At 36.3% G+C, this 16,669-nt stretch carries 15 protein-coding genes and 3 pseudogenes; 15 read left to right on the plus strand and 3 right to left on the minus strand.

Annotation, left to right across the window (positions count from 1 at the left end; all coding sequences use genetic code 11):
• The first annotated feature begins 38 nt into the window (after positions 1-38).
• The 3 genes from JFL43_RS04105 to JFL43_RS04115 all read left to right on the plus strand — a co-directional run bounded on the left by JFL43_RS04105 (position 39) and on the right by JFL43_RS04115 (position 1,629).
• Complete coding sequence (locus JFL43_RS04105; RefSeq protein WP_200748052.1) at positions 39-419, plus strand: SET domain-containing protein; 381 nt, start codon at positions 39-41, stop codon at positions 417-419.
• A gap of 188 nt (positions 420-607) precedes the next feature.
• Positions 608-799, plus strand: coding sequence for a hypothetical protein (locus tag JFL43_RS04110; RefSeq protein WP_200748053.1), 192 nt, complete (start codon positions 608-610; stop codon positions 797-799).
• Positions 800-1,164: 365 nt separating this feature from the next.
• Complete coding sequence (locus tag JFL43_RS04115; RefSeq protein ID WP_200748054.1) at positions 1,165-1,629, plus strand: hypothetical protein; 465 nt, start codon at positions 1,165-1,167, stop codon at positions 1,627-1,629.
• 68 nt (positions 1,630-1,697) lie between these two features.
• On the opposite strand, the pseudogene JFL43_RS04120 reads toward JFL43_RS04115, so the two are convergent.
• Positions 1,698-2,809: pseudogene (locus tag JFL43_RS04120) on the minus strand (IS4 family transposase).
• Positions 2,810-3,154: 345 nt separating this feature from the next.
• Here JFL43_RS04120 and JFL43_RS04125 point away from each other — a divergent pair.
• From JFL43_RS04125 to JFL43_RS04145, 5 genes are all read left to right on the plus strand, one after another.
• On the plus strand, positions 3,155-4,021 hold the full coding sequence (locus JFL43_RS04125; RefSeq protein WP_200748055.1) for an ATP-binding cassette domain-containing protein: 867 nt from the start codon (positions 3,155-3,157) through the stop codon (positions 4,019-4,021).
• Positions 3,963-4,229, plus strand: coding sequence for a hypothetical protein (locus JFL43_RS04130; RefSeq protein WP_200748056.1), 267 nt, complete (start codon positions 3,963-3,965; stop codon positions 4,227-4,229). The genes JFL43_RS04125 and JFL43_RS04130 overlap by 59 nt, the downstream gene beginning before the upstream one ends.
• Positions 4,230-4,246: 17 nt before the next feature.
• Positions 4,247-4,699, plus strand: coding sequence for a GNAT family N-acetyltransferase (locus JFL43_RS04135; protein WP_234447585.1), 453 nt, complete (start codon positions 4,247-4,249; stop codon positions 4,697-4,699).
• A 369-nt stretch (positions 4,700-5,068) separates the two neighbouring features.
• Positions 5,069-5,629: a cupin domain-containing protein gene (locus JFL43_RS04140; RefSeq protein WP_200748216.1), complete on the plus strand. Its 561-nt coding sequence runs from the start codon at positions 5,069-5,071 to the stop codon at positions 5,627-5,629.
• Positions 5,630-5,942: 313 nt separating this feature from the next.
• The gene (locus JFL43_RS04145; protein ID WP_100797897.1) at positions 5,943-6,152 is read left to right on the plus strand and encodes a hypothetical protein; all 210 of its coding nucleotides are present in this window, start codon (positions 5,943-5,945) and stop codon (positions 6,150-6,152) included.
• 459 nt (positions 6,153-6,611) lie between these two features.
• Here JFL43_RS04145 and JFL43_RS23635 read toward each other — a convergent pair.
• Positions 6,612-7,593: pseudogene (locus tag JFL43_RS23635) on the minus strand (IS4 family transposase); the annotation flags it as partial.
• Between the two features lie 553 nt (positions 7,594-8,146).
• Between JFL43_RS23635 and JFL43_RS04155 the strand changes: the two are divergent.
• The 5 genes and pseudogenes from JFL43_RS04155 (at position 8,147) to JFL43_RS04170 (ending at position 12,941) form a co-directional block, all read left to right on the plus strand.
• Positions 8,147-8,551: a DUF3221 domain-containing protein gene (locus JFL43_RS04155; RefSeq protein ID WP_200748057.1), complete on the plus strand. Its 405-nt coding sequence runs from the start codon at positions 8,147-8,149 to the stop codon at positions 8,549-8,551.
• A 1,513-nt stretch (positions 8,552-10,064) separates the two neighbouring features.
• Positions 10,065-10,154 (plus strand): annotated as a pseudogene (locus tag JFL43_RS23390) (sporulation transcription factor Spo0A); the annotation flags it as partial.
• A 495-nt stretch (positions 10,155-10,649) separates the two neighbouring features.
• A complete protein-coding gene (locus JFL43_RS04160; RefSeq protein WP_200748058.1) occupies positions 10,650-12,224 on the plus strand; it encodes a DUF342 domain-containing protein in 1,575 nt (524 codons plus the stop codon).
• Positions 12,217-12,639, plus strand: a complete 423-nt coding sequence (locus JFL43_RS04165) for a glycerophosphodiester phosphodiesterase (RefSeq protein WP_200748059.1) — start codon at positions 12,217-12,219, stop codon at positions 12,637-12,639. The genes JFL43_RS04160 and JFL43_RS04165 overlap by 8 nt, the downstream gene beginning before the upstream one ends.
• Positions 12,603-12,941, plus strand: a complete 339-nt coding sequence (locus JFL43_RS04170; RefSeq protein WP_200748060.1) for a hypothetical protein — start codon at positions 12,603-12,605, stop codon at positions 12,939-12,941. The genes JFL43_RS04165 and JFL43_RS04170 overlap by 37 nt, the downstream gene beginning before the upstream one ends.
• On the opposite strand, the gene JFL43_RS04175 is transcribed toward JFL43_RS04170, so the two are convergent.
• Positions 12,938-13,189: a DUF2627 domain-containing protein gene (locus JFL43_RS04175; RefSeq protein ID WP_100797889.1), complete on the minus strand. Its 252-nt coding sequence runs from the start codon at positions 13,187-13,189 to the stop codon at positions 12,938-12,940. The genes JFL43_RS04170 and JFL43_RS04175 overlap by 4 nt on opposite strands.
• Before the next feature lie 135 nt (positions 13,190-13,324).
• Between JFL43_RS04175 and JFL43_RS04180 the strand changes: the two genes are divergently transcribed.
• A complete protein-coding gene (locus JFL43_RS04180) occupies positions 13,325-15,373 on the plus strand; it encodes a sigma 54-interacting transcriptional regulator (RefSeq protein ID WP_100797888.1) in 2,049 nt (682 codons plus the stop codon).
• A 199-nt stretch (positions 15,374-15,572) separates the two neighbouring features.
• Positions 15,573-16,667 (plus strand): Leu/Phe/Val dehydrogenase, encoded by a 1,095-nt coding sequence (gene bcd / locus JFL43_RS04185; protein WP_200748061.1) that lies wholly within the window; start codon positions 15,573-15,575, stop codon positions 16,665-16,667.
• The last annotated feature ends 2 nt before the right edge of the window (positions 16,668-16,669 follow it).

Here is a 16,669-nt window from a genome sequence, read left to right on the forward strand (position 1 = left end):
GTTAGAAAGAAAATTTTAAAAGTGAGTAGGCGAAAAACATGATTGAGGTAAAAACATCTCCACTTAGTGATGGAGAATTCAATAGAGGGGTATTTGCTACATGTGATATCAAAAAAGGAGAGCTTTTACATGAAGCACCTGTCATTTCTTATCCAAACGAACAGCATCAATACATTGAGCAAACCATACTCGCTGATTACGCTTTTGAGTATGGGATAAAGCATTCAGCTATCCTTCTTGGTTATGGAATGTTGTTTAACCATTCTTATGAACCTAATGCAGATTATGAGATTAATTTTAGAAATCACACATTTGACTTCTATGCTTTCACAGATATAAAAGCAGGAGATGAGATTCTAATCAATTATAATGGCGATGTTGATGACAAAGATCAACTATGGTTTAATCAGGACAAATAAGGATAGCAAAATAAATCAGAACTTTGCCTTTAATCGAATATACCTATTTTGTTTATAATCCTTAGACCCGTTTACTAGATATTGATAAAGTTTTATGGTCGATTTCATTTTTACTTTTCAATTAAATTCCCCAAGATTTTGTAAGCAAGGGTTTCGATTACTTCAAATGAAATAGAGCAAGCTTCCTTATGGATTGCTCAACAATTAGCAAAATCATATTCAAAACACGTGTATATGGAATTGATTTAGGTATTGATGAAAAAGGTAAGGGTTATCAATATATGAGAGCTGTTATTGATCTGGAGATTTGGCTACGAGAGATGAAAAAGGAAAGGAATATGTACTCGAACGCTCTCGCTCTAGTAAGCCACGTGTATTAGGAGATATCCAGACTGTGAATATGGGAGAGAAGAAGCGTTTTTACTCATATAGCTGATTAATATAACTCCAATAAAAGGTGAAGATAATGGTGAGGAAACGGAAATGGCAAGGTAAAGAAAAATGGGAGCATATGAAGGAAACTGGACAGACGGCAAAATTGCTTAGCAGTATGGTTTGGAATTCAGGACCATTACTAACGCTATGCATTGTTTTTTTTTATTGTGATTGATGCAACGATACCTATTATCCAATTGTATGTTTCTAAAAAAATGATTCATGGTATTGTGACCAGGATGTGTTATCCCATACGGAAATGTGGGCCATTGCTTATGCAGGCAGTTTGGTAATTCTGAGTGTAGTGAAGTTGTTAGAATCATGGATAAAGACACTGCTTTCGGAGCGTTCGATGATTACCGTTAATAGTTTTTTACTTGATGCTTTTGAACGTATTCCAGGTATGCGTTTTTTTGAAGACCGCCAGTATCGGGACAGGCTTGAAACATTACGAGACCGTGCTACTTGGTTACCTTCTCAATTTATTAATATAAGTGCAAATTTATTTACTGCAATACTTTCATCAATTGGGATCATTTTAGTTATAGCATATTTGTCACCTCTGTTAGCTTTACTTCTTGTTCTGTCTACTGGTCCGTTTGCTTTTGTACAGAATCGTTATAATGAGATGGAATGGGACTATGCCAAAGAGTATGCAATGTTAAGAAGAAAGATGGATTATGCACGAAGTTTGTTACTCGGTAGACGTTCAGCAAAGGAAATTCGTCTATTTGGTTTGGGGAATTTCTTATATGACATCACTAGTGTTACATAAATAAAGGTGGCTCCATTCATTTGGTTTTTATTTACAATTACACGTGTGCGACAACGACAGTTTGCGTTTTATGGAACAGCTTTTCCTTCGATTTTTCGAAGCCAGATGTAGGCTGGTTTCCATAAAGAAGCCCTTAAATATCGGCTGATTTGCAGGGTTTTTCGTTTACTCTTGGTTTCAATTTGAGCTAAAACATTCAAGCAAAATACAATGAGGGCAATGAACACTTGGTTGTAAATCGCATTCTCACTTTGACCATAGAACTTTTTAATGTTGAGCTGTTGCTTGATCCATTTGAAAAACAACTCAATGGCTCAGCGTGATTTGTACATGTCTGAGATTTCATCGGGTGCTAAATCGAAGCGATTCGTAATTAACCAAAGGATATTCCCCTTTGAATCCTTCACTTTGAGTAAGCGAAAATAGTTCTCTGCTCGATTTTGCACGGTGCCAATCAACACCATCTGATCCGACAAAACAGCAGAATCTGCAGGGATTTTAAAATCATAAATTTCCCGGATAACCGCATTCTTTTTCAATCTCGTAAGGAAAAAGAAACCCTCATCTGTCATGCGATCGAAACGTTCATAATCCAGGTAGCCGCGGTCGAAAACGTACATGCATTCTCGGTCATCTACCATGACTTCGAGCTGACCACGATCGTGTTCGATGGCATTTGTCAGCACCGCTTTTTCGGGATAAGACGTTCCTTTTTTCATGAACACCAGGCGTAAGTGAAGCTTAACGCCCGCTTTTGTTTTACGAAATTCAGCCCATTTGTGATTCGTTAAATTAAGCGGTAATGTACTCGAATCAATGATTTTTAAAGGCATGACGCTTTTCGAGACATTCGTTTTTTGGTGAATTTGAACGACTAAATCAAGGAAAAGCTGTTGGAAGATGTCTGGATTCATCGTATTTAAACGACGTGACAGTTGTGAAACACTGATAGAATCTAAATTTGTTCCCTCTTGAAGTTGATCGTCAAAAAGGCAATCACTAAGTGCAGACTTTTTGTTTCCTGTAGCTGCGCAAAAAGTAGTAATTTTAAGAATGAATCCGTCGTAAGTTTTTTCGTATAAGAATCTAATTTCATCGTTTTCACGTTTTCTTCAAAAAGTTAAAGATTTATGGGTAAAAACCATCGTTCAAATGATGTTTTTCGTGTAATTTTGTTCATACGTAGTTCCTTTATTAGTGGATTTGGACGGGTTACCACCTGACTTTATCCATTATAAAGGACTTTTTTTATGCACAAAACAAGATTATTGAAGATTTTGATTATTTTTAAAACTAAAGTTATTTTAATGCAACGCTAGTGATATGACATGTATAAATCAACTTTTGAACATATGTATAGCCTTTTTTGTCGTATTCAAATAAAAGGTTCTCGTAGCGCTGTATTAACAGTTTTTTTATCAGGGATGGGAACAGGGATTGGTTATTTTTGGATATTAGTGAAGTCCGGTTCCGGTAGTGTTTCGATTGGGGATTTCGCCAAAGAAGGTGCAAATACGATCGATATATGGAGAATGGGAAAAGATTTTATTCTTTTTATGAAAGCGGAAAAGATATTGTGCTTTCTACTGAAACAGTACCTTTTGCTAATGAAGGAGCAATGTCGATTGAATTTAGAGACGTTTTTTTTCGCTATCCTTATCAAGAATCATATTATGATGATGGATACCCTTGTTCTTCTGAGGAAGACATAGTGGAACAAGATTTGTCCGATTTCTATGATAATGATGGTAGGGAAGACGAATTGAATAAAGATAGGCATGAAAGAAATATCGAGGATAGTATGTTAGAAAAAAATAAAGATTCTATCGGAGATAGTGGGAAACGTTCTGATTATGTGTTAGATAATATTAATTTCTCGGTCTCTCCGGGAGAAAAAATCGCAATTGTAGGTGCTAATGGCTCAGGAAAAACGACACTTATCAAATTACTTTGCCAATTTTATGAGTTTAATCAAGGAGAGATTAAGGTGAATGGTATTGATATTCGTGATCTTGATTTAGATGAACTCTGGCAGTGTGACAGGTTTAAAACATGTACCTTATTCTTTATGATATTATTGGAATCGTTGCTTGGGCCACTATTGATTTGGTTAAGTGCTGAGATTATTGACGAAATCACTCGTACTCCCTTCAAGTTGTTCTCTTGGAACATGTTGGTGTGGATGGCGTTAATTTATATCACATTTACATTAATAGTAGATGCTCTTCAACCATTAGTTGAAATGCAAAAGCGACTGCTTACTGTTAAACTTCAAGCTCATATTGATGGATTGCTCATTAATAAAGCTATTTCGATTCCGGATATTGCTCCTTTTGAACAAGCATCGTATCACACGAGAACTCAGATCATCTGCTTTAGATGTTTTTATTGAAGAAGAAATATTTGAAAGATTACATGAATTAACTTATGGAAAAACTGTAATCATTGTCTCACATCGATTAAGCACCGCCCGCTTTGCTGATAACATTATTTTTTTAGAAAAGGGAAGAGTCGTGGAGACTGGAACACATGCTGAATTGATCAATAATCAGGCACAGTATGCAGAGCTATATGAGTTACAAGCGCAAAAATACAATTGATAAGGGAATGTAGAAAATTGAAAATAAATGAGATGAGAATCTTTAACGAGAAAGATATTGAGACGATACAAACATGGTTCGAGGACTCGGAAGTTCAACGTCGTTTGGATGGAATGTTGCCACTACATGAATGGTATGGATATGTAAAAGATAATATTGGATATAGAGTATGGATGGGGCTAGGAGAAAGTGGACAATCTATTGGTATTATTATGGTAGAGCAGGATATAGATTTCACCGGAAATATCGCAATTATAGTGAATCCAATCTTACGTGGCAAAGGATATGGCAGAGCATTAATTGGACAAGTAATGGTCTTATCTGAAACGCAACCTATAAAAAAATGGTTTGCTGGTATTGAGGAAGATAATATTGCTTGTTTGAAATGTTTTCAGTCAATTGGATACTCATTTGAAGATTCAAAATCAGATGAAGATGGTTATTACTCGCTTATCTATTTTTCTGATTAGTTTAAGTAAAAAAGTAAGGAGAATTCTAATATAAAAATTATTAAATTGATACGGATTGTCCTACTTCTTATTCAATTCCCCCAAGAAGTTTTTGCCGATAATAAGAAAAAGGATGACTATACATTTCTTGTCTATATGGTCTGTATTATTGAAGCAAACTTAACTCCTACTGTTTCAATGTTTTATTCAACTAAAGGGACATGTTAGCCAAAGAGTACTTCTTTGATCTCTGTACAACAATCGGGTTATTTTATAAAATAAGTGTTTTAGGCTAAAAACGTTTTCTTTAAATAAGTCATCTTGGATCTAAGTACATTAAGTTAATAAGTTGCATAGACTATTTTTATAACTGTGAAGGGATTGAGGGAAATATACTATAGTCCTTATATATATCCATATCCTTATTATGCTAATATACCAATGTATAACTATGGAAGACAATCGGTTTACTGGAATTATCCTAATGAGATAGAACATGCAAACAGATTTGATTCTTATCGCTCTTCCAATGGTGATGGTAGAATATTGTTAACAGATTATGGTTCAAAACCATTTGTCATTAATATCAATGCAGCAACGAAGCAAAACAATACTTATCGTACTGCTTTATGGACAGGAACACATTTACAAGTTACTTTAATGAGTATCAATGTTGGGGAGAATATCGGTTTGGAAATACATCCTTGCGTTGATCAATTCTTACGTATTGAACAAGGTCAAGGGATTGTTCAAATGGGCAAGAGTAAAGATAATTTAAACTTTGAAAGAAATGTCTACGATGATTCTGCAATAATGGTACCTGCTGGAACATGGCATAATGTAACAAATACAGGTAATATTCCTCTAAAACTCTACTCGATATATGCTCCTCCTAACCATCCATTTGGTACTGTTCATGTTACCAAAGCAGATGCATTGTCTTCGGAATAAAAAGGCGCCTTTTTGTAATGGGCACGATTCTGAATCCACACATTTAAGGAATTTTTATTTTAAAGTGTAGAAGAGATTATGAAGATTTCTACTTAAACTATAAGGTAGCGTTGATCCAAGAAGGATTAACCTTTTTTGGGTTGAACTTATTGTATTAGCGGGGCAGTTTAGTTTAATAAGATACCTTCCATCTGTTTAATTGAGTGCCAGCTCATGTTATAATGAGTAGCTTAGGGTAATTACTACTTTTAATTATATGAACGGATGCCAAGAAAAGCCTCCGCATAGCGATAAAATATGGAGGTGTAAGAGAATGAATAAACAATGGACGATTGGTAAAATTAAAGAATTTGTTGAGAAAAATTCGGAAAGTAAGTTGCTAACGACGGAATATCACGGTTTTTCTCAAAAGTTACTATTTAAATGTGCATGTGGTAGCAACTTTGAAAAAACATTTACGAAATTTAAAAATAATAACCAACGTAAATGTGACGTGTGCCAACCGCCAAAAACGGCACGATAACGTATAGCGAATAAACGAAGTGCCGATTTCTATTAAAGAGAAGTTGGCACTTCGTTTATTTTATAGTGGGAATAAAAGTAGATTTCACTAAAGGGTAGGTTTAGACGAATATACCTTCTTCAACTAACGGTTTTTTTCTTTAAGAGCAATCATTAAAATGATCAAACTTTTTTATGAAAATCACATACTTAGTTAGTAAGAGAACCTCCATCTTGATCAAACTTTTTTCAAAATGGAGTTTTAATATTTGCTAGTAGATAAGGATTGTAGTGAATTTGTTAATCAAACTTTATTCTAAACCAACATAGAGTACACTTGAGTAGTATATGAATAGAAAAAATAGTTAGAATCTTGTTTCAGGTTCATCACCAAAAGTTGCGGATGACAAAATTAACGCCCGGTTTCCAAGCGAAGTCGCAGGAAGAAATGGGCGTCGTTTCGAGATTATAAGTATATAACTCAACTTTCGCACAGCGGAATCGACAAATAAACCTTGATATAATTGGGCAGACCGCTAAGCCAGTATTGTAGTTGAATTTCAATATACTTTTTCATTTTGGAATTCATTTGCTTTAAGGCATCTTGAAGAAATTCAATCAATGGCTGTAAAGCAACAGCCCAATCGAGTTCGTTTACTTCATCGCATAATTCATAAAAGAGGCCGCCTAATGTTCGTTGATCCGTGTTACAGCGATTTTGCCATGACAGCACAATGTAGCGGACGAATACAATCGTCGTGTGGCTAATTAGCAGATCATAAGAGCGGCCTTGAAATTCTTTTTGAAGGTTCAAAAGGGATTTCGTCGTCTTGAAGAACACCTCAATATCCCATCTCATGCCATAGATTCGACTAATCTCTTGTTCTGTAAGCGTACAGTCGGTGCTCAGAATAGCCAGCCATTCACTTTTCTTGTTTCGATTTTGAATGAACACGATTTTTACGGGCGTCCCGTTGGCCATCACACAATGAATAGAGCGAAGAAGCCCTTTTTTAGCCTGTACGGGTTGGGCCAGAGGGAAAGTTGCTTTAAAGAAACCAATTTCCCCCCGCTAAATAGCGCTGCTTCGTCACTTTTACCATGCCAATGACGTCCAATCCTTGTGCTGCAATCCCTTTGATAAGCAGGGGCATTGTAAACCAAGAATCCATTAGGACATAACGGGCGTCGATTCCACTTGAGAGCGCACGTCGGATCATGTCAGGAATCTGTTCAGGTGCTGTTTGTAAAGCGTTTACTCGAAGTTTATAGCCAGAGGTACGTTTGTCTATATCTTTTGATATGCCATTGATTTGAGCTTTCACTGAACTGAGTAAGGAGAAGTCGATTGGCATAAACGTGCAACCATCCGACCAGCCCAACGTAAGCATACGAAAGCCTTTATAGAAACGCATTTTCAGGGAAGCATGATCGAAACAGCGAGCTAGAAGTTCCACCTTTTTGTAAAGAAAATGAGATTACCTTTGCAACCATTCAAATCACCCTCTCTTAGTATCATTAAACAATAAAACAAGATAACTATAAAACCATAAATATATAAACCTGTATTTATGATTTTATAGAAAGGCAGTAGATGTCGATTTTAATGTTGTAAATCTGCATAGCAATATTTATATGGTGTATAAATACGTAATTGGATTAATCATTACTTTATATATCAATTGTCGAACGCTTTCAGAGCTAATCTAAAGCATAGCGAAATAAGCTAGTTAGGGTGTTTTTGCTCATCCCCTCGAAATGGGGGAATAAGCAAAAAGTAAGCTCATCCTTAAATAGGTTATATTAATATTAGGATACGGCGAGCTCAAGCTTACTTCCTAAAACTTTGTAACAAAACGGCTATAACATAGGTCGCTACTAAACGATACTGGATATACATATCTTTATTTTAAATATGACAAATTTGTTAAATATAGTAATTTGTGAAGTTTTTTGTAATTTAAATGGTAGTATTAGCATGTAAGAATAAAAAATTATAAAAGGGGATAATTGATTATGTTTACACCAAAACAAAAACTAGTTACCGTAGCAACTACTTTAGCATTAGGATGTGGATTAACTTTCGGGCTAACACCTGCTTCTGCCGCTTCAAATGAACCTTCCACAGAACATATTTCCATCTCGTCTTTTGAGAAACAACAACAAACACTTTTCACAGGTTATGTTGTTTCTGTGGATAGTCATTATATGACAATTGCGAATACACCAACAATGGAGGAAGCGCTATTGTATCAAGAAAATTGGGGAGATTTAGTTAACCAAAATAAAATATTACTTGTTCCTGTTTTGTATAATAATTCTTATACTATTGGAGATAAATTAGATGTTTATTTTAAAGCAATGACTATGTCGCTTCCACCTATTGCGATGTCACCTATTATTGAAAAAGTTACAGAATAGTCTTGGATGCTAAAAAAGAAGAGTTTGTACAAACTCTTCTTTTTTCAGGCTGTGGAGAAAGTCTTCTCCACAGCCTTTTTGATGTGCCGGGCATGTTCGTCAACTAGGTGATGAAAGTTCACTGTGGGCGTTGGGATATGCGAACCACTAGCCAAGAGCAAGGGTGTCCGTGGCGACAAAGCCTTGGTCCGAGGTACACGAATCGCATTCGAGGTTGTTCTGTTTGGACGAGATTGCCAAACAAATCGAAATCCTAAATATCCACGGAAATCAGAGCAATAAATGTGACGGATAGATGAGGTGAAAGTGGGCGGACTTACCCCGGGAGATCTGGTGAATACCTGGAAACAGAACCTATCTAGTGATAGATAACTGAATCATCAGAAGTCAGCAGAAGCCATAGTACCAGTAATGGGAAGGGCTGAACGAAAGGAGTGAACATGGACGGGATATTATATGACAGTGAAGATACAGCCAATCGAAAGACTTTTCGTTGCCTTGAAACGCAGAACGTGAATCGCGCAACGTAAAGAGTGGAACTGTTTATATGCATACCTACATCATGAGAACATATGGAATCAAATTGAAGAAATGCAAGACCTAGCTGTTAGTCGAGGTGGAAAATGTCTTTCCGAAGAATATATAAATGCAAAACTAAATTGTTGTGGCAATGTAGTCAAGGTCGTACCTTCAAGTGTAAAGAAAGGTTCTTGGTGTATACAGTGTAATGGGATAAAGAAAAAGACAATAAAGGATATGTATAAATTAGCAAAATTAAATGATGGAAAATGTGTATCGGATATATATACAGTAATACATCATTAAGATGGGAGTGCAAAAATGGGCATCAGTTTGAACGAATTGGGTCACATGTAAAGGAAGGAAGAAGGTGTCCTTTTTGTTGATAACTGTAGCGTTATTTCTTAAGGAGGTACTGGAGATGAATAAAGTGAAACTTCTATAGAGATGCTTGATGTTGGAAATGTTAAATTTGTCTGCACTGAACGAAAAAAACGTTGAAATAATTTGGACTTGGGTGTAGAAGAAGTAGTAGTAGTGAGTTCGAGAGAGTACCTGTGAAGTTTATAAATGCTACATTAATATTGGAAACTTTAGGTAGGGAGTTAAATATGATGGAGAAATATTAGTGAATGAGAACGGAAATAAAATGAGAACATTTTAAGGGGCTATTGTTTTCTTGAACATTTTCAAAAATGAGAAGGAGAAATAACTGGTGAAGCGGGGGATGAGTTTACAGGAAGGCTAGTCAAACTGAGATGTAAATGTCTTGAACACTTAATCACCCACACTCAGTCCACGATAAGAATAGAGAGAACTAAAAACTAATAAATATTGTATGGAATCATTCTTTACTGTACAATATCTCATAGACAAACGTAGGATAATTGTAGTATGATTTTATTACTAGTAAATGGAATTGTTTAGCGATAAATATTCTATCGTAAACCAATAAACATATACAAGATTTAGTTATATACATAATCAGAAACCCAGTAACATCAACGGCTATACAGTCCATCACTTAAAGAGCAAACCAGCTAATAGCGAACTTATCGCCATGATTGCTGATAAAATTCGTATTGGATGGTTGCTAGCTGAAAAGGCTAGCCATTTTCAAAGTGAATATAAATATAAAATGACAAGTTCCATCAGAAGTGAAAATCTGGTGGGGCTTCTTTTGTATAGAGTTAGTAATAAGGATATGAAATATATTTCGTAAGATAATGTACGAAAAGTTAAAAAACGTGATACGATACTAATATATATTAAATTGTATAAATTTGAAAAATAATATCAGACCTATTGCATTAGTCTTCAACAGACTATTTCGAAAAGGATAATTATGAAATATAGAAAAGGTTTATTATATTCAAATTAGTGAAAAATGAAGATTTGAAATGTTTCAAGTAATTTATTGTATTCTTAATGAAAATCTAGCTGAAGTATGACTATTACATGAATTTTATGAATTAGAAAGATTTCTTGGAAGCGTTTTATAGCATTTTTCTGTAAAAAAGGAATATGAAAACGATAATAAGAATAGATATTTATTATCGTTCGGAAGGATGGGAAAAATGTGTTAATTTTTGAAAATGATGATATTTTTTTAAAAGAAGAAAACGACATAGTGTATTTGAAGACGTTGAGAGAAGGGTTTTCGTTAAAGGATTTCGACAGTATATTAAAGAAGAATCCGCGTATTAAACTATCGAGCTTTGCTATTTTAAGAAAAGTGACTGCTACTGTTTCTGAGCAATTTGAGGAAATTGGTAAATGGCTTCCTCCTATTGAAATTGCTATTTCTCGTGATCGTATGTCAGCAACAATGTATGTCCATGAAGATCCGGCAACCGTTTTTACAGATAGCACTAAAATGCAGGAGCAAATTAAAGAATTTGCAAATAATATTGGGATTGTACATGGTTTTGTTGATTTGACTTTAGATACCGTTTTATCAGGAAAACCGACTGTTGTTGCAATTGGAACGCCAGCTATCCCAGGAAAAGATGCGAAAATTACATATATTGAAAAACCAGTGAAAAAACCGGTCATCCTTGAAGATGGAAGAGCGGATTATTTTGATATGAATTTTATTTATGAAATAGAAGCACATGAGTGGTTGGGTGAGAAGATTCCTGCAGATCAAGGCGTACCGGGGAAAAATATTATAGGTGAAAGCATTCCAGCATTACCAGGAAGAGATTTTCCTATAAAATATGATCAAAAAACAGTTTACGAAACAGATAAAGAAGATGGTAAAGTGACAATCTATGCAACTAATGGTGGGGTTTTGGATGATTCAGAAGGCTTCATATCTGTTCAAAAACATCTGCCCGTAGCTGCTGATGTCGGCGTTGGGACAGGGAATTTAAAATTCGATGGATCTATCAGCATTAAAGGTACTGTACTTTCAGGCTACTCGGTTGTTGCTACGGGTGATATCGCTATTGAGTGTGTCGAAGGTGTGACGAGTCCGAAATTGATTGAATCACTACACGGAGACGTCTATATCCGTGGGGGGATTTTCGGCAATGGAGAGTCAGTAGTACGTGCGGGTGGTAATATTTTTGTCAAACATACGAATGAAAGTACATTAAATGCGCAAGGTGATATTCATATTGGTTCATATGCACTTGGTTCCAATTTAACGGCAAGTAGTATACTCATCAATGAATATAAAGGTAAAATTATCGGAGGTCGTGCAGAAGCAACCCATTCGATTACTACCGCTATAGCTGGCAATCATTTAGAGCGCAAAACAGAACTGGTGATCACGATGCCTGATCGAAAAGAAAGCATGCAAATAGTAAAAGAAAAGGCGGAAGAAATGAAAGTTTTAGAGGCCGATATTGTAAATGTTAAAGCTCGTATTGCGCAATTGCAGGGCTTTGTCGATAAGATGAATGGTGCGCAGCGAAAAGCTTATGAGGATTCAAAAGTTTTGTTAAGTGACAAGGAAAATGAATTAATGATTTTGGATAAAGAAGTACAAGTAATATTACAATCATTAAAAAGTATGGGGACAGAAGTCATTCAAATTACGAAAGAAGCTTACCCCGGGACATATATTCAACTTGGTAAGAAATCGACGACATTAAACAAGCAAACCCGCGGTAGATTTAAATTAGATCAAGGTGAAATTAATGCTTAGACCACTTGTTTTTGCACATCGAGGCGCCTCGGCTTTTGAGATGGAAAATACTCTGAAGGCATTCATTAAAGCTATCGAACTGGATGCGGATGGTATTGAATTGGATTTGCAAATTACAAAAGATGACGTTCCTGTTGTGACGCATGATCTAAATTTGCGTCGAGTGACAGGGAGGCGCAAGATAGTCACCGAAGTTACACTGAAAGAAATAAAACAATTGCGCGTAGGTAAAAATTGTTTTCGTAGATGTAAAGGCCAAGAAATACTTACATTAGATGAATTATTAGAGTGGGCTAAAGATAACCCGATACCGATGAATATCGAATTCAAGGAATCTTTTATCGACAATCCATATGTCCTCGAAAAGGTCATAAAAAAATGCGCCCACTTACCAAATGTGCATTTTTCTACTTAGAAGTACTCAAACAAGCAAAAGAAATCGATCGGCGCATTGAAACAGCATTGATTGCAACAAAAAAGCTAAATTGGCATGAGCTAAGTGACATCCCATTTATTGATACCATCCATGCAAATAAATCACGTTATTATAAACCTGAATATTTGGATGCATGTTTGTTGGCAAGTAAAAAGTGCCGCTTTTATAACATAACAGGGGATGAAGAATTCCTTGTAAACCCACATAAAGCTGTCGTTGGCTGGATTACAGATTATCCAAACAAAGTTCGCGCAGTACAAGAAAAGAACGCTGACCATTAACGGTCAGCGTTCTTTTGTTTTGCAAATTTAGGTGAAACATTCCCTTTTTTGCGATCGCGATGCAATAAAAAACCGGCAAAAAAGCCGAATCCAATAACAAAAAGGACAATTCCAATGATGAATTGTAACCAAAGAAATGGGATGGGGTCCACAAGCTTCGCAAATAATGTGTCGCGAATTAATTTAATTCCACCTGCAGCCATTAAACCAGGTATGAGTAATACGATAAACGCGGCAAAACGTGCCATATACTTTCACTCCTCTAATCTATACTCATTTTTACCTGTCTCACAAGCGTTGTCAAGGAAAGAAAGTTCAGATATGATAAAGCTATATTGAAAATGCAATAAATTGCACAATATTGTGAAAGGAAGTGAAGTTCCTTGCAAAGTATATTAATTATTGGTGCTGGTGCTGGTGGTACGGCTATCTTACAATTATTATCCAAATCTGATCATCTTCGCACTACAGCGATTGTCGATATTAGAGAGGATGCACCTGGACTAGCGCTTGCTAAAATATCTGGAATTGCTACAAATAAGGATTGGCGAGCTGTTTTAACTGAGGATATAGACATGGTTGTTGATGTAACAGGAGAGCCAACCGTTTTTGAAGAACTGCTTTTGGCATTGCCGAAGCGTGCTGTATTAATCCCGGGGACCATTGCTTATTTAATCGTTCAATTACTAAATGAGAAAGACTTTTACATAAATAAAACAAAACAAGCAGCATACAAACAGCAAATTATCTTTAATTCAATTGAAGAAGGTATGATTGGTATCGATCCAGAAGGACAAATTATTTTCTTTAATAAAAGCGCTGCAAGAATGACGGATATCTCTGTTGCAGAAGCTATGGGTAAGCATATTAACGATATTATTGTAGGAAGTGAATTGCCACGCGTGTACGAATCCGGAATAGCTGAGATCAACCAAGAATTGAAGCTTACTAATGAGAAGGAAATTGTCGCTTCGCGATTTCCTATGATTGATGGAAAGGGCAATAGAATTGGTGCATTTGCTGTTTTCAAAGACATTTCAGAGGTCGTCAATTTAGCGGAGGAAATTACAAATTTAAAAGAAATTCAAATGATGTTAGAGGCGATTATTCAATCGAGTGATGATGCGATTTCTGTAGTCGATGAAAAAGGAAGGGGGATACTCGTTAACCCAGCTTATACGAGAATAACGGGTTTGCAACCAGAAGAGATTTTGGGGAAACCTGCCACGATCGATATTTCAGAAGGCGAAAGTATGCACTTAAAAGTATTGCGGACGAAAAAGCCAATTCGTGGTGTAAATATGCGGCTTGGGTCGAAAAAACGTGAAGTAATCGTCAATGTTGCTCCAGTCGTTGTCAATGACTGTTTGAAAGGTAGTGTCGGTGTCATTCATGACATGACGGAAATGCGTTCCTTAACGAAAGAGCTAGACCGAGCGCGTACAATCATTCGAACACTTGAATCCAAATATACATTTGAAGATATTATCGGTGACTCTGAGGAAATGCGCATTTCTGTTGAGCAGGCAAAATTAGCTGCCAAAACACCTGTCACCGTTTTTTTACGAGGGGAGTCAGGTACTGGGAAAGAGCTTTTTGCTCACGCCATTCATTCTGCAAGTGATCGTATTTACAATAAATTTATTCGTGTAAACTGTGCGGCGATTGCAGAGCACTTACTAGAGAGTGAATTATTTGGCTATGAAGAAGGTGCCTTTACAGGGGCGAAACGCGGAGGAAAACGTGGCTTTTTTGAAGAAGCGAATAATGGCAGTATTTTCCTTGATGAAATAGGTGAGATGTCTTTAAATACACAGGCTAAACTGCTACGAGTTTTTCAAGAAGGTGAAATTGTAAGAGTTGGTGGGACAAAGCCAATTGAGATTAATGTCCGCATAATCGCAGCCACAAACGTCAATATGGAAAAGGCATTATTAGAGGGTACGTTCCGAGAGGATTTATATTATCGCTTAAATCGCATGCCCATACATATACCGCCTTTACGTCAAAGAAAAGAGGATATACCGCAGTTAGTGGAGCGCCTACTCGTCAAATTGAACCAAGAATATGGACGTAATATTCATAATGTCACACCAAATGCACTAAAGCTTTTGAAAGTCCATGATTGGCCAGGTAATGTACGTGAACTAGAAAACGTCTTAAGTCGAGCTATGATTTTCATGCAGTCAAACGAAACGATATTAGATGAAAGTTATTTGTCAAAATCATTATTCCATGCTGTTCATCAAGAAAATACTGTCGAAATGGAGCTTCAAGAAGGAACGCTTGCGGAGCAAATAGACAAAACGGAGCAGCGAATTTTGCAACAAGCAATACAGGCTAGTCAAAATAATAAAATGCAAGCAGCGAAGCAATTAGGCATTTCGATTCGTAGTCTCTATTATAAATTAGAAAAACACAATCTTGCATAGTTTTGCGTGCAATAAAATGCGCAGTATGCAAATAATTGCATGAATCTAAAAAACAAAAATGTTGTAAAATACAGCATAGTGGCTTTTTGCATGTTGGCACACTTTTTGCTTATATATAGGTGACTTAGCAAACTAAGGCAAAAGATGACTAAATCTTTTAAAAAAGAAACTTGGTCACTACATCAAAGGGGGCATTACAATGGAAATTTTCACTTATATGGAGAAATATGATTACGAACAACTGGTTTTTTGTCAAGATAAAAATTCTGGATTAAAGGCTATTGTAGCGATACATGACACTACGTTAGGTCCGGCGCTTGGTGGTACTCGTATGTGGACATATGCTTCAGAGGAAGACGCAATTGAAGATGCATTACGCCTAGCACGTGGCATGACTTATAAAAATGCAGCAGCTGGACTAAATCTAGGTGGGGGAAAAACTGTTATAATAGGTGACCCTTTAAAAGATAAAAACGAAGAAATGTTCCGTGCACTTGGAAGATTCGTGCAAGGGTTAAATGGACGATATATTACAGCAGAAGATGTCGGTACTACTGTTGCAGACATGGATTTAATTCATGAGGAAACGAATTATGTAACAGGGATTTCACCTGCATTTGGCTCATCAGGTAACCCATCACCAGTTACAGCGTATGGTGTACTTGTTGGGATGAAAGCAGCAGCGAAAGAAGCATTTGGGAGTGACCACTTAGAAGGTAAGAAAATCGCGGTGCAAGGCTTAGGAAACGTAGCGTATACTTTATGCAAGTATTTACATGAAGAAGGTGCGCAACTTATCGTTACGGATATAAATGAAAGCGCTGTAAAACGCGTAGTAGACGAATTCGGTGCTACAGCGGTTGATCCAAAAGATATTTATGCGCAAGATGTTGATATTTTTGCACCATGCGCACTTGGCGCTATTATTAATGACGATACCATTCCACAATTAAAAGCAAAAGTTATTGCAGGTTCTGCTAATAACCAATTAAAAGATTCTAAACACGGTGACATTATTCATGAAGCTGGAATTGTATATGCACCTGATTATGTCATTAATGCGGGCGGCGTGATTAACGTAGCGGATGAATTGTATGGCTATAATCATGACCGTGCGATGAAACGTGTAGAAGGAATTTATGATAATATAGCTAAAGTAATTGATATAGCAAAACGTGATGGTATTCCGACTTATTTGGCTGCCAACCGTTTAGCGGAAGAACGCATTGAACGTATGGCAAAATCACGTAGTACTTTTTTACAGAACGGTAAGCATATTTTATCAAATCGTTAAAG

Source organism: Viridibacillus soli (genome assembly GCF_016612995.1).
GTDB classification, from domain to species: domain Bacteria; phylum Bacillota; class Bacilli; order Bacillales_A; family Planococcaceae; genus Viridibacillus; species Viridibacillus soli.